This is a genomic window from Actinokineospora sp. NPDC051303, from assembly GCF_055586285.1.
Genome location: NZ_JBVJIN010000005.1, coordinates 194,238 through 215,669 on the forward strand (window position 1 = coordinate 194,238; position 21,432 = coordinate 215,669).

Sequence of the window (21,432 nt, forward strand, 5' to 3'; positions counted from 1 at the left end):
TTCGGCCTCAAGGATGACAGACGGCGCGGGCGAATGGCCCCGCGCTGGTGAGCACGGGGCCATTCGCCTGACCGGTCAGCGGAGAGCGGGCTCGGGAGCCTGCTCGGCTTCGGCGGCCTCGGCCGCGACGCGCTCGATGCCGGACTTGGTCGAGAGCGGCACCTCCTTGAGCAGCCAGATCAGCCCGAACGCGACCAGGGTCACGAACCCGCCGACCATGAACACGGTGTCGAGCGAGCTGGAGAACCCGGTGAGGATCGGCCGGGCCAGCGCCGGGTCGATGGTGTTGAGGAACGAGGTGTTGTTCAGGTCGACCCCGCCGGTGAGGCTCTGGGCGAACTCCGGGTTTCGCGCGAGCGCCGCGGTGAACGCCGCGTCGCCGCGGGCGGTGGCGATCGCGTCGTTGATGCGGTCGCCGACCACGGTGAACAGGATCGACAGGAACACCGCCGTGCCGACCGTGCCGCCAATGGACCGGAAGAAGGTCGCCGACGAGGTCGCCACGCCCATGTCCTTGACCGGCACGTCGTTCTGGATGGCCAGGATCAGGGTCTGCATGCACAGGCCGAGACCCGCGCCCGCCAGCACCATGACCAGCATGGTCGACCACACCGGGGTGTCGACGCCGATCTGGGCGAACAGGAACAGCGCGGTGGCCATCGCGGCCAGCCCGATGATCGGGTAGATCCGGTAGCGGCCGGTCTTGGAGATCAGCGCCCCGCTGCCCATGGCCGCGGCGAGGATGCCGAAGGTGAGCGGCAGGGTCATCAGGCCGGACTCGGTCGGCGAGGCGCCCTTGACGATCTGCAGGTACAGCGGCAGCGACATCATCATGCCGAACATGCCCACGCCCATGATGAAGTTGACGACGTTCGTCAGGGCGAAGGTGGAGCGGCGGAACAGCCGCAGCGGCAGCAGCGCCGCGTCGCCCATCCGCTTCTGCACGAAGACGAAGACCGCGAGCCCGACGACCCCGACGGCGTACATGGTGAGCGCGCGCGGGGAGCCCCAGCCCCATTCCCGGCCCTGTTCGGCCACGATCAGCAGCGGGACCAGGCCGACGGTGAGCGAGATGGCGCCCCAGTAGTCGACCTTCTGCGGGACCCTGCGGTGCGGGACGTTGAGGTAGCGGGCGACGACGACCAGCGCGACCAGCGCGATCGGCACGTTCAGCAGGAACACCCAGCGCCAGCCCTCGATGCCCGCGAAGTCGCTCAGGCCTGCGAAGAACCCGCCGACGACCGGTCCGGCCACGCTGGACAGCCCCCAGACGCCCATGAAGTAGCCCTGGTACTTGCTGCGCTCCCTTGGCGAGACCAGGTCGGCGATGATCGCCAGCGCCAGCGACATCAGGCCGCCAGCGCCGAGACCCTGCACCGCGCGGTAGGCGGCGAGCTCGTACATCGTGTTCGCTATACCGGAGAGCACCGAGCCCGCGAGGAAGAACGAGATCGCGGTCAGGTACATCGGCTTGCGCCCGAAGATGTCGGACAGCTTGCCGTAGAGCGGGGTGGAGATCGTCGCGGTGATCAGGTAGGCCGTGGTGGCCCAGGCCTGGATGGTCTGGCCGTTGAGCTGGTCGGCGATGGTCTTCATCGCCGAGGCCATGATCGTCTGGTCCAGCGCGGCCAGCAGCATCCCCAGCAGCAGGCCGGATAGGACGGTCATGATCTGCCGGTGGCTCAGCTGCCCTGGTGCGGCATCCGAAACCGGTTCTGACATCAATGTCCCCCTTCGGAACGCGCCGATCTGGCGCATTCGGTGATCAGCGTTGGCATGTGTTTCTCGTGGTCGGCGAGGAACCGCTCGAACAGGCCGACGAAGGTGTCGAGGTCGGCGGGGTCCCAGTGGCTGACCATGCGGGCGAGCGAGAGCGCGAACCGGGCGCGTTGCTCCTCAAGGAGTGCCATGCCCGCCGGGGTGACGGCGAGCAGGCTGGCGCGGCCGTCCTCGGGGTCGGCGCGGCGTTCGATGAGCCCGTCCTTGACCATGGCCGCCACTTGGCGGCTGACGGTGGACGGGTCGGAGTGGATGGCGCCCGCGAGCGCGCTGGAGCGGCTCGGGCCCAGCGCGACGAGGTTTTTGAGGAGGACGATCGAGGACCGGTCCACGCCCGCTTTGCTCATCCGGGCGGCGACGGTGGCCTGTTGCTTGCCGAAGGCGAACAGGACCGAGGCGAGGCGCCTGCCCTTCTCGATGTCTTCCTGGCTGAGATCGACGGCGGGCGCGTCACCGGACGGCGCCAAGTGCGGCACGACCATGCGACCTCCGAGTTGCGTGCATCATCCAATTAGTTGGTCGATACAAGCATGCTCTTTTTGGGGGTCCCGCCGCAACCGATTTACCTGTGACCCGGCTTCCACCACGGACAGTGCCCCGGCACTCACCGAGCGCCGGGGCACTGTCCGCGTTGGTCAATCCGGAGGGTCAGGCCCAGCCAGGCATCGGGTAAGCGGCCAGCAGCTCGCGCACCTCCGCGGCCACCTTCTCGATCTCGGCCTCGTCGTCCACCGCGCTCACCACGCGGTCGATCCACCCGGCGATCTGCGGCATCTGCTCAACCCCCAGGCCCCGGGTCGTGATCGCGCCGGTGCCCAGGCGGATGCCCGACGGGTCGAACGGCTTGCGCGGGTCGAACGGCACGGTGTTGTAGTTGACCTCGATGCCCGCGCGGTCCAGCGCCTGCGCGGCGGGCTTACCGCCAACGCCCTTACTGGTCACGTCGACCAGGACGAGATGGTTATCCGTGCCGCCGGTAACCAAGTCGAACCCGCGCTCGGACAGCGCCGCCGCCAGCGCCTTGGCGTTGGCGACGATGTTCGCGGCGTACTCGCGGAAGTCGGGCCGGGCGGCCTCGCCGAGCGCGACCGCGATGGCGGCGGTGGTGTGGTTGTGCGGGCCGCCCTGCAGGCCGGGGAAGACGGCCTTGTCCAGCGGCTTGGCGAACTCGGCGTCGGACATCAGCATCGCGCCGCGCGGGCCGCGCAGGGTCTTGTGGGTCGTGGTGGAGATGATCCGCGCGTGCCCGACCGGCGACGGGTGCGCCCCGCCCGCGACCAGGCCCGCGATGTGCGCGATGTCGGCGACGAGCACCGCGTCGACCTCGCGGGCGATCTCGGCGAACCCGGCGAAGTCGATCGTGCGCGGGATGGCGGTGCCACCGCAGAAGATCAGCTTGGGCCGCTCGGCGCGCGCGAGGTCGCGCACCTCGTCCAGGTCGATCCGGCCGGTGTCCTTGCGCACGCCGTACTGCACGGAGCGGAACCACTTGCCGGTCGCGGACACGCTCCAGCCGTGCGTGAGGTGCCCGCCCGCGGGCAGCGCCATCCCCATGACGGTGTCGCCCGGGTTGGCCAGCGCCAGGTAGACGGCGAGGTTGGCGGGCGAGCCCGAGTACGGCTGCACGTTGGCGTGGTCGACGCCGAAGAGGGCCTTGGCGCGCTCGACGGCCAGCGTCTCCACCTGGTCGACGACCTGCTGGCCCTCGTAGTAGCGCTTGCCCGCGTACCCCTCGGAGTACTTGTTGGTCAGGACCGTGCCGGTGGCCTCCAGCACGGCGGTGGAGACGTAGTTCTCGGAGGCGATCAGGCGGACCGTGTCGAACTGGCGGCGGGCCTCACCCTCGACCAGGGCGGCGACCTCGGGGTCGCTGGCCGCGAGGTGCGGGACGGCTGGCTGGTGCATGGCGGTCTCCTCGGGAGCGTGCGGCGTCCATCGGCCGGGAGCACCCAGGCGTCCGGTGCCTCATCCGCTCTCGCCGCTCCCCGGTGGTTATGCCCACCCGAACACGCCAGTCACGACTCGGCGACAGCATAACATCATCTTGACCAGAATAAGTTACTGGCAAGTAATGTGCGTGGCATGAGCACTGACTACGGCTGGGTCGCCGACACGATGAAGAAGACCGTCCCCTGGGTGGCGACGGCGGGCGTCGAGTTCACCGAGGTGGCGGCGGACCGCGTGGTGTGCTGGCTGCCCGACGTCGAAGGCCAGCGCAACCACGTCGGCGGGCCGCACGCCGCGGTGATGTTCGGACTGGCGGAGACCGCGTCCGGGGCGGTGGGCCTGGCCTCGTTCTCCGCGGAGCTTGGCCGGGCGACGCCGCTGGTGGTCACCTCCGAGATCCGCTACCGCAAGCTCGCCCTTGGCCCGCTGACCGCGGAGGCGGTGCTGACCCGGCCCGCCGCCGAGGTCATCGCCGAACTCGACGCGGGCACCCGCCCGGAGTTCGCCGTGGAGTGCACGATCCGCGACGCCCAAGGCGTGACCACCGCCGAGATGACCGTCGTCTGGACGCTGCGGCCGAACAAGAAAGCCTAAGAGCGCCGGGCTGGACGCGGTAGCGCCAACGCCGCGTCGACTTCCACGTGCGCCTCGGGGTGCTCGGCCCACCACCGGGCGTAGGTGGGGTTCCGGTCAACGATCGACCGGTAAGCATGGGCGACACACGCGAAGACCTCATGCGTGCGGCCGCGGAGAACGCCGTCGAGACGCGTCACCAGAACGACCGGTAAGCGTAAGACGGCCCCGCGTAAGGGCCGGATGACGAAGCCGGGACCGCCCAGGGACGCGGGCTGCGCCAGGCAGACCGCCCCCGCCGCGGCCAACGCCATGGCGGTGCGGCTCTCGGTGACGTGGTGGGTGACCCTCGGCGTGAAGCCGACCTTCTCGCAGGCCGCCCGCAGCCGCAGCCGCATCGAGTCCTGGTCGGGCGGCGGGACGACCCAGTCCAGGTCGGCCAGGTCGGCGAGGTCCACCTCCGGCTTGGCCGCCAGCGGGCTGTCGGAGCTGAGCGCGACGAACTGCGGCTCCTCCACGATCGTGCGGACCTCGACCTCGCCCAGCGGCCGGTGCTCCATGCCGTCGAACCGCTCGAACACCGCCAGGTCGGCCTGCCTGGACACGATCAGGTCCAGCAGCGCGGGCCCGGAGGTGTCGATCTCGGTGCGCACCCCCGTGCACCGCACCCACGCCCGCACCTCGGCGATCAGGGCGCTGGCGAACAGCATCGGGCTCGCCGCGATCACCAGCGGCGCCCCGGGCGGGTTGCGGGTGTGCGTGCGCGCCGAGGCGACCAGGGCCGCCATGTCGTCCAGCACGACCCGCGCCGAGCGCACGACGCTGCGGCCCAGCTCGGTCGGCAGGCTCCCGTTGGACGAGCGGCGGAACAGCTCCCCGCCCAAGAGGCGCTCTATAGACCTCAGCTGCGCGGTGAGAGCGGGCTGGGTGACGCCAAGCCTGCCAGCCGCCTTGGACACGCTTCCCTCGTCGGCGATCGCGCAGATCGCTCGCAGGTGGCGAAGCTCAAGTTCAGCCATAGGGGCAGTTGATACCGGCTGTGACAAGACCGTGGCTATGGGCGAGGTCCGCGTGATCGGCAACCGGTTCCCCCGCGTCGTTCACCGGCCGTCTCTATAGCTATGTGAAGCGGATTAACGCCGCCCCGGCAAGCACGAAGAAGACGAGCACGACAAGCGTGCTGGAGCTGCCGCTGGTCGAACTGGTGACGATCTGGTCGACGGCGCCGGTCAGCACGATGCCGCACTCGGCGGTCACCACGTGCCTGCCGGGCTCGACCCGGGCGAACTCGACCCGCGCGGTGAACCGGCCGGTGCCGTCGGACACGGCCTCACCGACCTTCTCGCCACCCGAGGTGAGCAGGACCGGGCGGTTGGGCGCGCAGCCCTCGCCGGTGGCCGAGAGCGAGTCGCCGGGCTGGAGGCTCTCGCGGTCGAGTTCGAGGTCGCCCTCGGGCTCGGCGGTGGTCGGCGCGGTGGAAGTGGACGGCGGCGGCGTCTCCGACGTGGTCGAGGACGTGCTCTCCGTGGTCGTGGACGTGGTGGTGGTCGTCGTCGTGCTGGTCGATGAGGTGGTCGAGGGCCGCGAGCGGGTCGTGGTCGTGGTCACGGGCGGCGGGGTGACCACCGGCGTGCCCGGGGTGACTACCGGCTTGCTGGTAGTGCTGACCGGCGGCCTCGTGACCGAGGTGGGCGGCGGGGTGACCTCGAAGGTCGCGCGCAAGAACGGGTCGTTGTCGCAGGCCACGTCCACGGCGTAGACGCCCGGCTTGGCCGAGGCCGGGACCGTCCCGGTGGCCGACGTGCCGGTCGCCGACGCGATCGCGGCGCCCGACCAGCGCAGCTGGACCACCCGGCAGGGCGCTCCCTTGGGCCAGGTCGCGGTGAACGCGCTGCCTGTCGGCCCCTTGTTGGGGCTCAAGGTGAGCGACTGCGCCGAAGCGGGGGTCACCGATAACAGCGCGAACAGTGCGAACAGCGCGGCGACGCCCGCAACGCCACTGCCTCCGATGCGTCCAACAGTGCGCACAGTCACTTCCCTCGTCCGATGGAACGCTCCGGCAAGTATCGACTCGCTGTAGCATTCCGCTTCGATCGGGCCCGCTTCACTCGGGAGTTCTCCCATGGGACGTCTTATCGCCGCGGCGGTTGCCCTAGTGGCCACCGTCCTGGTGCTCGGCGCGACGCCTGCCGCGGCGCAGGAGTCCGACGAACCACTCAGAGTCACCGTCACCGTGGACGGTCAGGACATCGTCGGCCGCACGGTCGAGCTGGACCCGGGCAAGCCCGCCGAGCTGTCCATCACGGCGGTCAACCCGGGCTCGACGCCGGTGAAGGTGCGCCTGGTCCGGGTCTCCGGGGTCGCGTTGGCGCTCACCTTCTACGCCTACGACACGACGCTGCCGTTCGAGGTGCCCGCGCGCGGGCAGACCGTCCGGACGTTCCCGTTGGACGTGCGCGACCTCGACGGCCAGGCCATCGGGCTGCTGCCGACGTCGGTCGAGCTGCTTTCCGAGGACCGGACAGCACTGGGCGGGGCGAGCACCGTGGCCGACGTGCGCGGCTCTTACTGGTCGGTCTACGGCGTGTTCGGACTGGCGTTAATCGTGCTTACCGCGATCACGTGGGCAAGTGCTCTGCTCGCCCTCGCGCGCCACCGGCTCTCGCCCAACCGGTTCCGCCGCGCGCTGCGGTTCCTGCCCGCGGGCGTGGGCACGGGCCTGGTCGCGGTCGTGACGCTGTCGGTGCTGCGGCTCGTGCCGCCGGAGCCCGCCGTGGAGATCCCGATCGTGCTGGGCGCCGCGGTGATCGCGCTGCTGCTCGGCTTCCTAACCCCGCACCCGACACCGGCCGGACCGCCCGAGGGCGAGGGCGACCGGGCCGAGGAGACCGTGGACGTGTCTACCCGGCACTTCAGCGCCCACGGGTCGGCCGGATGACCACGCCCACCGGGCTCGCCGCGGCGCTGCCGCAGTACGTCGTCGGCCAGAAGATCGGCTCGGGCGGAATGGGGGTCGTGTTCGAGGGCACCCACCGCTCGCTCGGGCGCGCCGTGGCGATCAAGCAACTGCCCGCGAACCTGGTCGGCGACCCGGAGGTCAACGCCCGGTTCGACCGGGAGGCGCGGGTGCTGGCCAGCCTCGACCACCCGCACATCGTGCCGGTCTACGACTATGTGCAGACCGGTCAGGACAACCTGCTGGTGATGGAGAAGCTAGACGGCGGCACGGTCTACGACGCTTTCCACGGCGCGGGTCTGACCGGTGAGCAGTCGTGCGCGATCGCGCTGGCGATGTTGGGCGGGCTGCACGCCGCGCACGTGGCCGGTGTCCTGCACCTGGACGTCAAGCCGAAGAACCTGCTGTTCACCTCCGCCGGGGTCATGAAGGTGGCCGACTTCGGCATCGCGCAGGTGGTCAGCGAGGGCGCGACGATGGTCACGCACGCGGGCGAGGTGCTGGGCACACCCGCCTACATCGCGCCAGAACAGGCGATGGGCAACCCGCTCTCACCGGCCGCGGATGTCTATGCGGCCGGGACAGTGCTCTATGAACTCTTGTGCGGAGACCTCCCGTACGACCGCACACGCGGCGCGGTAAGCATGATGCGCCAACGCATCTTCACCGACCCGCAGCCACTGCCCCGCGTTCCCCAACCACTGTCCACTGTGGTCATGCGCAGCCTGGCCCGGGACCCGCAGCAGCGCTACCGCGACGCCGAGGCGTTCGCCGTCGACCTCAGCGCCGCCGCGACCGCGGTGTTCGGGCCCGGCTGGCTGGAGCGCTCGGGGGTGCCGGTCCACCTGGCTCCTCGGGTGACCGGCGCGATCGCCCAGCAGGCCAGCAGGCAGCCGGACGCGCCCACCGTGGTCTCCCCGCCCGTGCGCGGCCTGGTCCCGGAGCCGACCCGCACGTTCCGGGCCGACGACCTGCGCGGGAAGGCGCTGCGGCCCGCGAGCGAGTTGCTGCGCACGGGCCCGTCACCGCTGTGGCCCGGCCTGGTGGCGGCGCTGGCGCTGATCGTGCTGGTGGTCGTGCCGTTCACCGCGCCCAAGACGCTGGACCACGATCCGACAGACCTCACCGTCAACGGACAGCGAGTCGCCAACGCCAAGCCCATTGAGGTCGATCTGAGCGAGCCGATCGCCATTTCCGGGGCCAGCGCGAGCCAGGGACCGACGGTTGTCCACTTCGCGGTGACCGCGGCCGATGTGCCGCTGGGCACCGTCTTACTGGAAAACGTGATCCCGAAAGACGGCGCTTTTCAGGCCAGCGTTAAGCCCCAGGCGCTAATGCGTTGGCTGGTAGGCGGCGCGGCCACCGGTGAGGTGCGGGTCGGCGACGGTCCGGCGCAGCGGTTCACCCTGGTCTCGCCGCAGCACCCGATGGCCAGCGTGATGGGCACCGGCAGCCTGCTGCTCGGCCTGTTCGCCCTGGCCTACCTCGAATCGGTCATGCGCACGCTGCGCCGCGGCCACCGGCGGCCCGCCGCGCCGATCACGGCCATGCCGCTGGGCGCGCTGTTCGGGGCGGCGACCTGGCTGCTGATCTCGGCGCTCACAACCACCGAGCCGTCAGCGACCTACGCGGTGGGCTGCGCCGTGGTCGGCGCGATCGCGGCAAGCTGCCTCGTGCTCGCGACAGCGTGGTCCGCCCGCCGTTAGAGAGGATTTCGGTGACCTGGTCCCAGCTTGGCGACCGGTGGCGCGCCACGCCCCGGTGGCAGCGGATCACCGGGGTGGGCGGCGGCGCCGCGGTGATCGCGGCAGCCGTCCTCATCGGCGGCGGGACCGGCCCCCCATCGTCGGGTGGGCCGGAGTTCGCCGTGCTGCCGACGCAATCGGCCCAGAAAAGCCTGTTCGCCACGCCCGCGGGCACGGCGGCGATCACCGTGGCCGAGGTCGTCGACGCCAGAACGGTCGTGCTCTCGACAGGCGAGCGAATCGTCCTGGCGGGCTTGGCGCCCGCCGAAGAGTGCTGGCGATCGGCGGCGGTGGCGTTCACCCGCAAGACGTTGGCGGGCCAAGAGATCGTGCTCGCGAACCCCGGCGCGGTAAGCCTGACCGACGGCTCCGACTTCGCCGTGCTCGCCCTGAGCAGCGGCATGGCCAAGACCGCCCCGTCAGCCCCGACAGCCCTAACCGAGGCCCAGAGAGCGGCGAAAGCCGCCAGCCGCGGCCTCTGGGGCATCTCCTGCGCAACCGCGACAACCACAACCTCGTCCACCCCACCGCCCCGGACGACGGCCGTGACCACGACAACCCCGCCTGCGTCCCACCCCACCTCGGACGATCCCCCACCCAAAACCACACCGGCGTCGCCGTACTACAAGAACTGCGCCCAGGCCAAAGCGGCGGGCGCCGCCCCGCTCCACCGCGGCTCCCCCGGCTACCGCCCCGAACTCGACCGCGACGACGACGGCGTGGCCTGCGACAACTAGGCCAGCCGGTAGCGCAGGCTGTCGATCTGGTCTTGCCGGATCCGCTCCAGGGTGATCGCCGGGTCGCCGATGTGCGCGTGCACGATCTCGGCGGGGTCCGGCTGGGCGGCCGCGTCCAACCAGGTCTCCGGCTGCCACACCTTGGACCGGACGAACGCCTTGGGGCAGTGCGTGAACACCTCTTCCGGCTCCACCACCAACGCGGCCCGCGGCGGCTTGCCCACCGCCGTCAACGACGCGAGCAACTCCGGGCGCGTGGACACGCACGCGCGCCCATTCACCCGCAGCGTCTGCCCCCGCCCCGGAATCAGGAAGATCAACCCCGCCCGCCCGGTGGCCACCACGTTCTGAAACGTGTCGATCCGCCGATTCCCGGTGGCGTCCGGCACGACCACGGTCCCCTCGGCCAACACCGACACAAACCCCGGCGGCCCACCCCGCGGCGTCACGTCACACCGCCCCTCGGCATCCGCGCTGGCCACGAACACAATCGGCGAACACGCCACAAACTCCCGGGCCAGGTCGTCCACCACATCGATCTGCTTGCCCTTGGCGATGGCCGACTGCTCGGGATAGATCGCCCGCAACTCGTCCACAGAGCCGACGGCGTCGGCGAAGAGGTCGTTGGTCACCGGCCGACGCTACCGCCGCACACCGCAGAGAATCCGCTGATATTCGAGGTGCCGCACGTCGATGCGGTGCTCTGGCCGCCGCGTCAACGTCGCCACGGCAGTCCTGTCCTTCACCCGCCGCACGGTCCAGTCGGGGTCGATGTAGATCGCCAACAGGTCGAACAGCGTGTGGCAGTTGGGGCAGAGGCAGAGCACGTTCGCCATCTCGTCCGGACCGTCGTGCGGCCGCCCCAGCCCCCGGATGTGCGCGGCCTCACTGTGCGCGCCGGTCGCGGTCTCCAACCGGATGCCGAAAATTTGGCACTGGTCGCCGTGCACCCGCTCGACCACCCGTGGATAACACACCACCACCCGTCCGCCGCCCGCCTGTGGCGGAGTCGTACCCCTCACTCCAAGAGGGCACCAGTGGGCTCGGTGAAACCCGCCCGCGATTCGAAGCGCGACACCACATCCACCCGGTCCACTCCCGAAACCTACCGATCCGTGCTACGAAACGGCATGGATTCCTTAGGCCCGGACTCCGTGACCTGGCGGGTGATGGCGGATGTCCGCACCGCCCTGTGCGGGGGCCGCGCGCTGGTGATGCAGGTGTCCCACCCCGCTGTGGGCGCCGCCGTCGCCCAGTTCTCCGACTTCCGGACAAACCCCTGGCCGCGCCTGTGGGGCACGGTGAACTCAGCCTTCATCCTGACCTTCGGCGGCCCGCAGTCGGACCAAGAGGCGGTCCGCCTCCGCGCCCTCCACCGCCGCATCCACGGTGTCGACGCCGCTGGCCGCCGCTACCACGCGCTGAACCCGGAGAATTACTTCTGGGTCCATGCCACCCTGCTCGACTCGGCTATCGCGGCCTGGCGCCACTTCGCCACCCCCATCCCCGACGAGGAACACCTCTACGCCGAATGGCGCTCCCTCGGCGCCCGCTTGGGCATCCCGCCCCGCACCACCCCCGCGACCTACACCGACTTCCGCGCCTACATCGACGACATGACCGCGACAGCCCTCACCAACACCCAGTCAGCCCAAGACGTCCTCCACGCCCTGACCGGCGACATCCCACCCCCGCTCCCGCGGTTCCCCCTCTGGAACCGCCTGCTGCCCCGCCTGGGCTCGCACCTGACCCGCCTGACCCTGGGCACCCTCCCCCACCCACTACGCGAGAAGCTGGGAATCCCCTGGACCTCGTTGGACGCCCTCCGCTTCGCCCGCCAGTCCGACCGCATCCGCACCACCTTCTCGGCCCTCCCCCGCTGGGCGCGCCAATACCCCGGCGCCACCTACGCTTTCCACCACCGGGGTTAAGCGCGAGCCGCCTTAGGAAATCGAACCCCTCTCATCACAAGGCGATACCAGCGCCAATACCGATGTTTCTGGGGGAGAGAAAGACCGCCAAGCTGGCCACGTGCGTGCAAAACGAAGGCTTCCACCCCGCCTGCACGGAACGGTCCTTCTTCATAGGCGGGGGCTCACTGCGGCCAGTGGACGCCCCGGGAGCCACACCGCGGTGGGCCATGCGGGAACGGAGTCGCCCAGAGAGACAATCAGGCCCCGCCCACCAGAGTGGACGGGCCGCTTCCGGGGCTTTGATGAGTTCGCCATAAGCCACGGTAGGCCGACTTGGGCCACGTTTGGGGCCACGAGGGGTCGGCCCGCGAACGGGCCGACCCCTCTGACCTGCGAGCCGCCTAAGGGAATCGAACCCTTGACCTATTCATTACGAGTGAATCGCTCTGGCCGACTGAGCTAAGGCGGCGTGGCCGTGGACAAGTGTAGCGGGCCGCTGGGCGTCACCGGCAAGGGCCACCGTCGTTGGGTGGGTAGGTGCCGCGGGTGCGGATGTGGGTGGGAGGGGCGGGGTCATGCTGAGACGACTGCCTGTGGTGTTGGTCACCGGGTCGGTGTTGGGGTTGTGGGTGGCTCCGGCGGCCGCTCAGGTGGCGACGACGCCGGTGCCGCCGCCCGCGAATCCGAGTGCGCCGCCCGCGTCCGCTCCCGTGGGGCCGCGGCCGTTGGGGCGGGCGGTGGGGGACGCGGGGACGGGGTTGGCGGTGGTCCGGGTGTTGCCGAACTCCGCTCCCACCAAGACGATCATGCCGGGGGCTGGGGACAAGCTGCCTCGGCAGCCCGCGGTCGAGGTGGGGTTCGGGCTGGCCAGCGCGCAGGCCAACTCGGAGGCTTACCTGTCGTACGAGAAGGCGGTGGCGCAGGCCGCGCCGGGTGGGGTGGCGGTGGCGGGGGCCAGTCCGCAGGCGCCGGGGGCGTTGGCGCAGACGGCGCCGCCGGGTGGGCAGGAACCGAGGACCGGGGGGATCAATCCTCCCGCCACACCGTTGGTCAAGGCTGGGGCGCTCAACGGGAGCGTGCGGGCCCAGTGGAGTGACACTCTCGGGCCGTGTGTGGGGACTATCGCGGATTCGTCTACCGAGTTGGCGAGCCTGTCGGCGTTGACCACGATCCCGACTCTGCCAGGGGTCGCCGATCTGACCGGGGTGTTCGACGCGCCGGGGTTGGACGCCGCGGGCGATCAGGCGGTCGTGGCCGGGCTCAAGAAGCTGGCGGGGCCGTTGAGCACGCTCGGCGGCGTGCTGGGCGATGACAGCGCGCTGCTCAGTCTGCCCAACACCCTGTCGGCTAGGTCTGTCGTGGAGTTGGTGGATATCCCGGGGTCTGCCAATAAGGCTGTCCAGTCGACATCCACGTTGCAGGCGGCGTCAGTGAAGGTGCTTGCCGGGACGCCGTTTGAGTTGTCGGTGAACGTGGTCAGCCAGCCGACGCTGCGGGTGACGTCCACGGGAGACGCGGCCACGTCCTCGGTGGCGTACACGGCGCCGGTGTTGGAGGTCGTTCAGGGCGGCAAGAGCCTGGGCAGGCTGGACGCGGCCAATCCGAAGCTGGACATCCCGGTCGGCATCCCGCTGCCGGGCACCCTGCCGGGGCTGGACGGCCTGCCGATCGTGGGCGCCCTGCTAGCCGACGGCCAGGGCGTCCAGGACGCGCTGGCCAACGGGCTCAAGAAGCTGGATCTCGGTGTGCTGCGGCTGTCGGTCGCGGGGTTGACCGAGAAGCGCGAGCAGGCGACCCAGCCGTTCGACGGTCACCAGCTCGGCGCCACCGCGCGGATGCTGGACTTGCAGGTGCTGCCGACCGACGCGCTCGGGCTGCCGAACCTGCCGTCCGCGCTCGCACAGGTCTCGCTGGGCGAGCAGGTCGCGCGGGCGTTCGCTCCGACCGGCGGGGTGGTGTGCGGGACCGCGACGCAGATGCCGCGGAATCCGCCCGTGCCCGCCCCGCAGGGCATGGCCGCGCCGCCGCTGGCCTACACGACCGCCGCCTACCACTCGGTGCCGCTGTTCTGGACCGGCACGGCTCTGCTGCTGGTGGGCGTGGTGCTGGTGGCCGCGCTGCCTGGGCGACGTAAGACCGACTGACGCGCTACCCGAAATAGAGGGCGGTCACCATCGCCTCGATAGCGATCCTCGGTTTGACGTTCATCTCTAGCGCCTCTCGGCAGTGCAACACCGCTTCCAGCCGCCGCAGCGTCGACTCCGGGGTCCACTTGGCCGCCGCCTGGGCGCTGCCCTCTGCGTGATCCGGGTGGTTCAGCGCGGCCGACGACCCCGACGACGTGACGAGAACATCCCGATAGAAGCCCGCCAGGTCGACCAGGGCGAGGTCGAGAGCGTCGCGCTGGGTGCGGGTGGCGCGCGACTTCTGCCGTTTCTCCAGCTCCTTGATCGCGCCCGCGCTGCCCCGGGTCGCGGAGGCGGCGCCCTTGCCGGTGCCGCCGTGGCCCATGGCCATCTTGAGGGCTTCCTTCTCCGCCTCGTCGCGGGAGCCGCTTACCTCGCTGGCGTCAGTCTCGGCGGCCTTGACCAAGTCGTCGGCGCAGTCGAAGACGTCGGAGAGCCTGCGCAGGTTCAACGGGATGCGCAGGACCTTGGCGCGGCGGTCGCGGGCGGCGGTGTCCGTGGCCAGGCGGCGGGCTCGGCCGACGTGGCCGCCGCAGACCGACGCCGCCCAGATGGCGGTGTCCGCGTCAACGCCGTCGCGGTGGCGCAGGACCTCGGCGATGGCGTCGGGGGCGGGAGTGCGGAGCGCGATCGACCGGCAGCGGGACCGGATGGTGACCGACACGTCTTCCGGGTGGTCGGAAGGCGCCGCCAAGAGGAACACGGTACGCGGGGGAGGTTCCTCGACGGCCTTGAGCAGCGCGTTTGCCGCGCCCTCGGTAAGCCGGTCCGCGTCGGTGATGATGACGACCTGCCAGCGCCCGCTGGTCGGCCTGCGCGCGGAGGTCTGCACCAAGGCCCGCATCTCGGCGACCGAGATCGACAGGCCCTCGGGCACCACCAGCCGCACGTCGGCGTGGGTGCCGGACAGGCTGGTGTGGCAGCCCTGGCACTCGCCGCAGCCGGGCACCTCTTGGCCTGCTGTGCACTGAAGAGCGGCGGCGAACGCACGGGCGGCGACAGACCTACCGGAGCCAGGTGGTCCGGTGAAGAGCCAGGCGTGTGTCATGCCCGCCGCGGTGCCGGTGCCGTCCACCAGCCCGGCCGCGGCCGTCGCCGCCGTGCTGAGGATGTCCACGGCCTCGGGCTGGCCGACCAGCTGTGACCAGACGCCCACCATCAGCCAGTCTCGACCGGGGTCGGGGCGTCGGGGACGAGCCGGGCCAGCTTGCGCCCGGCGACGGTGGTCTGGACGGCCAGGCGGACCCGGTCGGCGACGTCCTCGGGGGACCCGTCGCCGTCGACCACCACATAGCGGTCCGGATCGGCCGCGGCCATGTCGGTCAGCACGCTCTGCACGTGCCAATGATGCTCCGAGTTCCCCGAGCGCGGACGCAGGGTCGCCGGGTCGCGGTCGAGCAGCACCGTGATGTCGGGGCGCAGCCGGGACGTGGCCCAGTCGGCGAGTCCTTCCAGCTCGGCCGGGTCGAGTCCGGCCGCGGCGGACAGGTGCGCGAGGGGGCTGTCGACAAACCGTTCCATGACGACCAGGGCGCCGCGGTCGAGGGCGGGCTGGATCTCGCGCTCCACCAGGTCGGCGCGGACCGCGGCGGCGGCGAGGGCCTGCGCGCGGGGGCTGGTGAGCCGCGCGCCCATGAGGACGGCGTGCAGGCGGGCGTCGTCTAAAGCGGGGTCGGTGGCGAGCAGGACTTCCTTGGTGCCCGGCCCGCGCAGCCAGTCGGCGAGCAGGTGCGCCTGGGTGGCGGTGTCGAGGTGGGTGTCGCCCTCGACCGCGATGAGCATCCCGGCGCTGCGGCGCGGCTTGCGGCGGATCGCGGCGAGCAGGTCGGCCAGGATCGTCTCGGAGCGCCGGTCGTCCATCTGCCGGTAGGCCACGACCCCGGCCAGGACCGCGAGGACCGCGGCGCCGAGCAGCACCGGGCGGGTGCCGTCGACGACCATCTCGCGGCCGAACAGGGTGATGCTGTGCGGTCGCACCAAGCCAACCAGGACCGGCGTCAGCGCCATCGCGCCCGCCAGGATGAGCTTCATCAGCGACTGGTAGATGGCGTTGATCCGGCCGCGGATGGCGTCCTCGACCTGGGTGCCGATGATCGTGACGCCGGTCAGGAAGGCCGCGCCAGCGCACGCGCCGAGGATGGCGACGGTGATCAGCGAGACGGCGAGGTGCGGCGACAGCGCCACCAGGACCAGCGCCAGTCCGGCGAACACGATCGCGATGCCGAACAGCCGGTTGTGCGGCAGGCGGCGGGCCAGCTTCGGCGAGCCGGTCATGCCGCTGGCGAGTCCGATGAACAGCGCGACGAACAGCAGGCCGAACGACGACAGGCCGCCGAGCAGGCTGTTGGCGTAGAGCTGCGCCGACCCGACCAGCGCCCCGGCCGCCGCGAACGCGCCGATCATGCCGATGAGCAGGCCGCGCACGATCGGGGTCGTGCGGACGAACCGGGCCGCGTCGCGGACCATGGCCATGATCCCGGACTTCTCGGCCTGCTCGTCGTCGGAGGCGGTAGGGGCCACGACGCGGCGGGACAGCTCCGGGATGCGGGTGGCGATGAGGACGGCGCTGGCCAGGTAGAGCAGACCGGTGATGATCAGGATGACTCTGCCGATGCCCATCCCGCTGGCGTCGGGCTGGATGTTGAGGTTGGTGCTGACGCCGGTGATGGCCGCGTAGAGGCCCGCGCCGCTGATGACCGAGATGCCGTAGGTCATCACCATGCCGAGCTGGTTGGCCGTCTCGACCTGGTCGGGCCTGCGCAGCAGGTTGGGGACCGCGGCCTCCTTGGACGGGATCCACAGCAGCGCGCAGCAGCCGACCAGGAAGTTGCCCACGAACAGCCACACCGGCGAGCCCGCGATGGCGATCGACAGGAGCAGCCCGCACCGCCCGATGTCGGCGAGGGCCATGACCTTGCGGCGGTCGAACCGGTCGGCGAAGATCCCGCCGAGCGGCGCGAACAGCAGCCCGGGCAGCAGCTGGGTGAGGACGACGCCCGCGAACGCGAAGCTCTGGGCCTTGTAGTCCTGGGTCATCTGCGCGGCGAAGCCCGCCAGCGCGAGCAGCGACAGCCAGTCACCGACGCTGCACAGGTACGTGACACCCCACAGCCTGCGGAACGGGCGGATGGCCAGCACGCTGCGGGCGCGGTGCGCCATGGACGCGCCAGCGCCCGTCTTCTCGTCCTCGCTCAGGCCGCCGCTGATGCCCGCCACCCACTTTCCACGCCGTCGCCGCTTCCAGCGTAGCCGGGAGACGCGTCCTGCCTGGTCATCCGGGTGGCCCAGAACCGGTGGGCGCCCGGTGACGCTCAGCAAGCACCACCGCCGACCCCATCACTGGATCGGGTGGATTCCCGGCATCGCCGACAGCTAACCATCCGCGGTGGGCGAAGGGGGTCACATCACGTGATCTCGCTGAGTGATCCCCGCAGCGGGATCAGGACTTCGACTTGGCCGGGGTCTTCTTCGCGGGGGCCTTGCGCTTGGCGGGCGCGCGCTTGGGGGCGGGGCCCTTGGCGCGCTTCTCGGCGAGCAGTTCTGCGGCGCGCTCGTCGGTCAGCGTCTCCACGCTGTCCGCCTTGCGCAGAGAGGCGTTCGTCTCGCCGTCGGTGACGTACGGGCCGAAACGCCCGTCCTTGATCACCATCGGCTTGCCGGACACCGGGTCGTTGCCGATCTCCCGCAGCGGCGGCGCGGCCGCGGCGGCCTGCCTGCCGCGCTTCTTGGGCTCGGCGTAGATCTTGAGCGCCTCGTCCAGACCGATGGTGAAGATCTGGTCTTCGCTGGTCAGCGAGCGCGAGTCGGCGCCCTTCTTCAGGTACGGCCCGTAGCGCCCGTTCTGCGCGGTGATCTCCTCATTGGAGGCCGGGTCGACGCCCACGACACGCGGCAGCGAGAGCAGCTTGAGCGCGTCGTCGAGCGTCACCGTGTCCAGCGACATCGACTTGAACAGCGAGCCGGTGCGCGGCTTGGGCTTGGCGGGAGCCTTCGCGCGGGTCTTCTTCGCGCCCTCCGCAGGCGCCGGGGGCTCCTCGGGCTCGGGCAGGACCTCGGTCACGTACGGCCCGAACCGGCCCTCCTTGGCCACGATCTCGTGCCCGGTGACCGGGTCAACACCCAGCGAGCGGCCCTCCATCGGGGTGGCGAACAGCTTCTCGGCGACTTCGACGGTGAGCTCGTCCGGCGGCAGGTCCTCGGGCAGGTTCGCCCGCTGCGCCGCGCCGTCGACCTCGCGTTCCAGGTACGGCCCGTACCGGCCGACGCGCACGACGACCGGGCGGTCCTCGGCGTCGGTGAACACCTGGATGGAGTTCACCTCCTTCGCGTCGATGTGCTCGACCCCGGAGCCGACCAGCTTCTTGAGCCCGCCGGAGCGCCCGATGGAGCCCTCCGGGCCGACCGAGCCGCCGAAGTAGAAGCCGGAAAGCCAGTCGGTGCGCTGCTGGGTGCCCGCGGCGATGCCGTCGAGCTCCTCTTCCATGGCGGCGGTGAAGTCGTAATCGACCAAGCGCTCGAAGTGCTGTTCGAGCAGGCCGATGACCGAGAACGCGATCCACGACGGGACCAGCGCGGAGCCCTTCTTCCACACGTAGCCGCGGTCCTGGATCGTGTTGATGATCGAGGCGTAGGTGGATGGGCGGCCGATGCCCAGGTCTTCGAGGGCCTTGACCAGGCTGGGCTCGGTGTAGCGGGGCGGCGGGCTGGTGGTGTGCCCGTCCGCGGCCAGGTCCCGCGCGGTGACCGGCTGGCCCTTGGTGAGCAGCGGCAGCCTGCGCTCGGCGTCGTCGGCCTCGCCGCCCGCCTCGGTGTCGACCGCCTCGACGTACGCGCGGAGGAAGCCGGGGAAGGTGATGGTGCGGCCCGACGACGAGAACACGCACTGCTCGCCGCTGGCCGCGGCGCCCGCGATGCGCACGGTCATGGTCGTCCCGCGCACGTCGGCCATCTGGGACGCGATGGTGCGCTGCCAGATCAGCTCGTACAGGCGGAACTCGTCCGCCTCCAGCTCACCGGCGACCTGCCCCGGGGTGCGGAAGACCTCACCGGCGGGGCGGATGGCCTCGTGCGCCTCCTGGGCGTTTTTGACCTTGCGGGTGTACTGGCGCGGGGTCGGGTGCACGAACTGCGCGCCGTAGAGGTCGGTGGCCTGCGCGCGCGCCGCCTCGATCGCCGTCTCCGACAGCGTCGTGGAGTCGGTTCGCATGTAGGTGATGTAGCCGTTCTCGTACAGCCGCTGCGCGGTGCGCATGGTGCGGTCGGAGCCGAACCGCAGCTTGCGGCCCGCCTCCTGCTGCAGAGTCGAGGTCATGAACGGCGCGTACGGCTTACGGGTATACGGCTTCTCTTCGACACTAGAGACGGTGAGAGCCGCGCCTGCCAGCGCCTCGGTAAGTCGGCGTGCCTCGGCCTCTTCGAGCAAGAGGACCTCGGCGCCCGCCTTGAGCTTGCCGTCCTGGCCGAAGTCGCGGCCGGTGGCCAGGCGGGTGCCGTCGACGGAGAGCAGGCGCGCGCCGAACGTGGGCGGCTCGGCGGTCTTCCCGGCGTCCATGGTCGCCGAGATGTCCCAGTAGTTGGCCGCGACGAACGCCATCCGCTCGCGCTCGCGCTGGACCACGATCCGGGTCGCCACGGACTGCACGCGGCCAGCCGACAGCCTCGGCATGACCTTCTTCCACAGGACCGGGCTGACCTCGTAGCCGTAGAGCCGGTCGAGGATGCGGCGGGTCTCCTGGGCGTCGACCAGGTCGCGGTCGAGTTCGCGGGTGTTCTCGGCCGCGGCGCGGATCGCGGGCTCGGTGATCTCGTGGAACACCATCCGGCGCACCGGGACCTTGGGCTTGAGCGCTTCGAGCAGGTGCCAGGCGATGGCCTCGCCCTCGCGGTCGCCGTCCGTGGCCAGGTAGAGCTCGTCGGCGTCCTTGAGCAGGCCCTTGAGCTCGGTGACCGTGGACTTCTTGTCCGGGGTCACGATGTAGATGGGCTCGAAGCCGTTGTCGACGTTGACGCCGAGGTTGGACCAGGCCTCGCCCTTGTACTTCTCCGGGACCTCGGCCGCCTTGCGCGGCAGGTCGCGGATGTGCCCGCGGGAGGACTCCACGACGAAGTTGCGGCCGAGGTAGGAGGCGATCTTGCGGGCCTTCGCGGGCGACTCGACAATCACCAAACGCCGGGGTGCGGCGCCGTCGGCGCCGCCGCCGCTTCTCTTCGTCCCTGTCGACCCAGCCACGCTGTCCCGCTCTCTGTAACCCCGTATCAAGCCTGCGTCAGCCAGTCAGTGTGCACGCCGGGCGGAGAATGCCCTATTCCAGGTTGCCCTGCGCTGGAGATCGGCCGACGAAGTATGAACCTTTACCACCTCTAGCACGGTCAAGACACGACGCGCATCCGGGAAACCGCCGGCCACTGGTCCGCGCAGCCCGGGTCGGCGGGTGGGCCGACCAGTTCGAGCAGCCTGCCCAGCCGCCTGCGGCCGGTGACGCGCAGGGCCGGGCCCTCGTCCCCCATCGAGTGCATTGCCGCAGGTAGACCGCATTGGGCTAACACCGCGACAAGAGGCTCGTGGGTCTCGGGCGCTTCCGGGTCCAACGGGAGAAGGTAAGAGCCTTCTGTCCACCGGCCCGCCGCCAGAACCCACATGCGCAAGATCGCGCCATCCAGCCCGAAATCGCGGGGAACCGACTTGGCCGAACCGGTGCTCCACGCCGCGGCCAGCGGGGCGAGATCGGACCGGAACGCGGTGCGCAGCAACGGCCGCCCGACCTCTTCGCACACCTTGACCTCGGCGGCGACACCGCGCTCGGCGCAGGCCCTGACCAGGGCGTTCGCCCGCCAGGGGTCGTCAACGGCGAGGGAGAGCCGGGCGGTCGCCTTGGCGAAGACGATCGTGCGGCCGGGACCGCACAGCAGACCTGCCAAATCGGCGACCCGGGGAGCGGTCGCCTCGGCGGAGAAGAACGACATCTGCCGTGCCACGGCGGCCAGAATAGAACAATAGTTCGATCACGGTAAAGCGGCGCGGAATCGGTTCAGCGACGCAGCGCGGGCACTTCGGCACAGCGCGGAGCCTGTTCGGCCCAATGGGTGAAGTCAGAATCACCGTCGACGGCGAGCGGATCGGCGGTGGCGACCGCCTCCAGTCGGGGGGCGACTTCGCTCACCACGCGCGCCACGGTGTCGGCGTCCTGGGCGCCGTCCAGGACTGTCTTCGCCTCGGTAAGCGGCTGCCGCAGACCCTCATAGGCGTCACCCGCGGCACGGGAAAGCCGGTCGCCACCATCTATAGGTGACTGTCCGAGCCCTCTTACCGCTTCGACAGCGCGCCCCAGACCATCGGTAAGAGCCCCCAGGTAAGCGCTGAGCGTGTTCTTGACCGCCGCCGGGTCCCCGGTGTCGATCGGCGGCGGCGCGGTCGCGAGAACGGCGTTCGCGTCGGCCACCGCGGCGCACAGCCGGTCGGCCCACGCCGTCTTGGCCGCCGGGTCGGGGGCGGGCGCGGACGTGCAGGCCGCCGCGACGAGCACGAGGCTCGTCGCGGCGGCCGTCACCGCTGTCCTGATCACGCTGTCCTGATCACGCTGTCCTGATCGGGCTGCC

At 70.7% G+C, this 21,432-nt stretch carries 19 protein-coding genes, 1 tRNA gene and 1 riboswitch; of the genes, 6 read left to right on the plus strand and 14 right to left on the minus strand.

Features of this window, described 5'->3' with window-relative positions; all coding sequences use genetic code 11:
* Positions 1–75: 75 nt before the first annotated feature.
* The 3 genes from ACZ6SD_RS06325 to ACZ6SD_RS06335 form a co-directional block, all read right to left on the minus strand.
* Positions 76–1,722 (minus strand): MDR family MFS transporter, encoded by a 1,647-nt coding sequence (locus ACZ6SD_RS06325; RefSeq protein ID WP_465315848.1) that lies wholly within the window; start codon positions 1,720–1,722, stop codon positions 76–78.
* A complete protein-coding gene (locus ACZ6SD_RS06330; protein WP_465315849.1) occupies positions 1,722–2,261 on the minus strand; it encodes a MarR family winged helix-turn-helix transcriptional regulator in 540 nt (179 codons plus the stop codon). The genes ACZ6SD_RS06325 and ACZ6SD_RS06330 overlap by 1 nt, the downstream gene beginning before the upstream one ends.
* A 166-nt stretch (positions 2,262–2,427) precedes the next feature.
* Entirely contained in the window at positions 2,428–3,684 is a 1,257-nt protein-coding gene (locus ACZ6SD_RS06335; protein WP_465315850.1) for a serine hydroxymethyltransferase, read from the minus strand.
* Between the two features lie 35 nt (positions 3,685–3,719).
* Positions 3,720–3,808, minus strand: a riboswitch (ZMP/ZTP riboswitch).
* A 53-nt stretch (positions 3,809–3,861) separates the two neighbouring features.
* Between ACZ6SD_RS06335 and ACZ6SD_RS06340 the strand changes: the two genes are divergently transcribed.
* Entirely contained in the window at positions 3,862–4,320 is a 459-nt protein-coding gene (locus ACZ6SD_RS06340) for a DUF4442 domain-containing protein (RefSeq protein ID WP_465315851.1), read from the plus strand.
* Here ACZ6SD_RS06340 and ACZ6SD_RS06345 read toward each other — a convergent pair.
* Together ACZ6SD_RS06345 and ACZ6SD_RS06350 are read right to left on the minus strand one after the other, a co-directional pair.
* A complete protein-coding gene (locus ACZ6SD_RS06345; RefSeq protein WP_465315852.1) occupies positions 4,317–5,318 on the minus strand; it encodes a LysR family transcriptional regulator in 1,002 nt (333 codons plus the stop codon). The two genes, ACZ6SD_RS06340 and ACZ6SD_RS06345, sit on opposite strands and share 4 nt — an antisense overlap.
* 100 nt (positions 5,319–5,418) lie before the next feature.
* Positions 5,419–6,327, minus strand: coding sequence for a hypothetical protein (locus ACZ6SD_RS06350; RefSeq protein ID WP_465315853.1), 909 nt, complete (start codon positions 6,325–6,327; stop codon positions 5,419–5,421).
* A gap of 94 nt (positions 6,328–6,421) precedes the next feature.
* On the opposite strand from ACZ6SD_RS06350, the gene ACZ6SD_RS06355 reads away from it, so the two are divergent.
* From ACZ6SD_RS06355 to ACZ6SD_RS06365, 3 genes are read left to right on the plus strand one after another with little or no spacing between them, the layout of a single operon-like run.
* Positions 6,422–7,237 carry an AzlD domain-containing protein gene (locus ACZ6SD_RS06355; protein ID WP_465315854.1) on the plus strand — a complete coding sequence of 272 codons (816 nt, stop codon included), beginning with the start codon at positions 6,422–6,424 and terminating at the stop codon, positions 7,235–7,237.
* The gene (locus tag ACZ6SD_RS06360; RefSeq protein WP_465315855.1) at positions 7,234–8,961 is read left to right on the plus strand and encodes a serine/threonine-protein kinase; all 1,728 of its coding nucleotides are present in this window, start codon (positions 7,234–7,236) and stop codon (positions 8,959–8,961) included. The genes ACZ6SD_RS06355 and ACZ6SD_RS06360 overlap by 4 nt, the downstream gene beginning before the upstream one ends.
* An 11-nt stretch (positions 8,962–8,972) precedes the next feature.
* Positions 8,973–9,737, plus strand: coding sequence for a thermonuclease family protein (locus ACZ6SD_RS06365; protein WP_465315856.1), 765 nt, complete (start codon positions 8,973–8,975; stop codon positions 9,735–9,737).
* On the opposite strand, the gene ACZ6SD_RS06370 is transcribed toward ACZ6SD_RS06365, so the two are convergent.
* Entirely contained in the window at positions 9,734–10,369 is a 636-nt protein-coding gene (locus ACZ6SD_RS06370) for an MSMEG_1061 family FMN-dependent PPOX-type flavoprotein (protein ID WP_465315857.1), read from the minus strand. The two genes, ACZ6SD_RS06365 and ACZ6SD_RS06370, sit on opposite strands and share 4 nt — an antisense overlap.
* Positions 10,370–10,378: 9 nt before the next feature.
* On the minus strand, positions 10,379–10,699 hold the full coding sequence (locus ACZ6SD_RS06375) for an HNH endonuclease (protein WP_465315858.1): 321 nt from the start codon (positions 10,697–10,699) through the stop codon (positions 10,379–10,381).
* A gap of 168 nt (positions 10,700–10,867) precedes the next feature.
* Here ACZ6SD_RS06375 and ACZ6SD_RS06380 point away from each other — a divergent pair, with 168 nt between their 5' ends.
* Complete coding sequence (locus ACZ6SD_RS06380; protein ID WP_465315859.1) at positions 10,868–11,668, plus strand: oxygenase MpaB family protein; 801 nt, start codon at positions 10,868–10,870, stop codon at positions 11,666–11,668.
* 377 nt (positions 11,669–12,045) lie between these two features.
* Here ACZ6SD_RS06380 and ACZ6SD_RS06385 read toward each other — a convergent pair.
* A tRNA-Thr gene (locus ACZ6SD_RS06385) sits at positions 12,046–12,119 on the minus strand.
* Positions 12,120–12,296: 177 nt separating this feature from the next.
* On the minus strand, positions 12,297–12,446 hold the full coding sequence (locus ACZ6SD_RS06390; protein WP_465315860.1) for a hypothetical protein: 150 nt from the start codon (positions 12,444–12,446) through the stop codon (positions 12,297–12,299).
* 10 nt (positions 12,447–12,456) lie between these two features.
* On the opposite strand from ACZ6SD_RS06390, the gene ACZ6SD_RS06395 reads away from it, so the two are divergent.
* Entirely contained in the window at positions 12,457–13,794 is a 1,338-nt protein-coding gene (locus ACZ6SD_RS06395; protein ID WP_465315861.1) for a hypothetical protein, read from the plus strand.
* Between the two features lie 4 nt (positions 13,795–13,798).
* Here the strand turns inward: ACZ6SD_RS06395 and ACZ6SD_RS06400 are convergent, their stop codons facing one another.
* From ACZ6SD_RS06400 to ACZ6SD_RS06420, 5 genes are all read right to left on the minus strand, one after another.
* The gene (locus ACZ6SD_RS06400; protein ID WP_465315862.1) at positions 13,799–14,995 is read right to left on the minus strand and encodes a DNA polymerase III subunit delta'; all 1,197 of its coding nucleotides are present in this window, start codon (positions 14,993–14,995) and stop codon (positions 13,799–13,801) included.
* Positions 14,995–16,995 (minus strand): bifunctional MFS transporter/dTMP kinase, encoded by a 2,001-nt coding sequence (locus ACZ6SD_RS06405; RefSeq protein ID WP_465315895.1) that lies wholly within the window; start codon positions 16,993–16,995, stop codon positions 14,995–14,997. Before ACZ6SD_RS06405 ends, ACZ6SD_RS06400 begins: the two co-directional genes overlap by 1 nt.
* A 280-nt stretch (positions 16,996–17,275) precedes the next feature.
* Entirely contained in the window at positions 17,276–20,065 is a 2,790-nt protein-coding gene (gene topA / locus ACZ6SD_RS06410; RefSeq protein ID WP_465315863.1) for a type I DNA topoisomerase, read from the minus strand.
* 140 nt (positions 20,066–20,205) lie between these two features.
* The gene (locus ACZ6SD_RS06415; RefSeq protein WP_465315896.1) at positions 20,206–20,799 is read right to left on the minus strand and encodes a hypothetical protein; all 594 of its coding nucleotides are present in this window, start codon (positions 20,797–20,799) and stop codon (positions 20,206–20,208) included.
* 65 nt (positions 20,800–20,864) lie between these two features.
* Positions 20,865–21,398 carry a hypothetical protein gene (locus ACZ6SD_RS06420; protein WP_465315864.1) on the minus strand — a complete coding sequence of 178 codons (534 nt, stop codon included), beginning with the start codon at positions 21,396–21,398 and terminating at the stop codon, positions 20,865–20,867.
* Between the last annotated feature and the right edge of the window lie 34 nt (positions 21,399–21,432).

Bases quoted from the DNA above. Each gene is read 5' to 3' on its own strand.
- ACZ6SD_RS06325 (WP_465315848.1), bottom strand. From the start codon at position 1,722: ATGTCAGAACCGGTTTCGGATGCCGCACCAGGGCAGCTGAGCCACCGG.
- ACZ6SD_RS06330 (WP_465315849.1), bottom strand. From the start codon at position 2,261: ATGGTCGTGCCGCACTTGGCGCCGTCCGGTGACGCGCCCGCCGTCGAT.
- ACZ6SD_RS06335 (WP_465315850.1), bottom strand. From the start codon at position 3,684: ATGCACCAGCCAGCCGTCCCGCACCTCGCGGCCAGCGACCCCGAGGTC.
- ACZ6SD_RS06340 (WP_465315851.1), top strand. From the start codon at position 3,862: ATGAGCACTGACTACGGCTGGGTCGCCGACACGATGAAGAAGACCGTC.
- ACZ6SD_RS06345 (WP_465315852.1), bottom strand. From the start codon at position 5,318: ATGGCTGAACTTGAGCTTCGCCACCTGCGAGCGATCTGCGCGATCGCC.
- ACZ6SD_RS06355 (WP_465315854.1), top strand. From the start codon at position 6,422: ATGGGACGTCTTATCGCCGCGGCGGTTGCCCTAGTGGCCACCGTCCTG.
- ACZ6SD_RS06360 (WP_465315855.1), top strand. From the start codon at position 7,234: ATGACCACGCCCACCGGGCTCGCCGCGGCGCTGCCGCAGTACGTCGTC.
- ACZ6SD_RS06380 (WP_465315859.1), top strand. From the start codon at position 10,868: ATGGATTCCTTAGGCCCGGACTCCGTGACCTGGCGGGTGATGGCGGAT.
- ACZ6SD_RS06395 (WP_465315861.1), top strand. From the start codon at position 12,457: ATGCCGGGGGCTGGGGACAAGCTGCCTCGGCAGCCCGCGGTCGAGGTG.
- ACZ6SD_RS06400 (WP_465315862.1), bottom strand. From the start codon at position 14,995: ATGGTGGGCGTCTGGTCACAGCTGGTCGGCCAGCCCGAGGCCGTGGAC.
- ACZ6SD_RS06405 (WP_465315895.1), bottom strand. From the start codon at position 16,995: ATGGCGCACCGCGCCCGCAGCGTGCTGGCCATCCGCCCGTTCCGCAGG.
- ACZ6SD_RS06415 (WP_465315896.1), bottom strand. From the start codon at position 20,799: ATGTCGTTCTTCTCCGCCGAGGCGACCGCTCCCCGGGTCGCCGATTTG.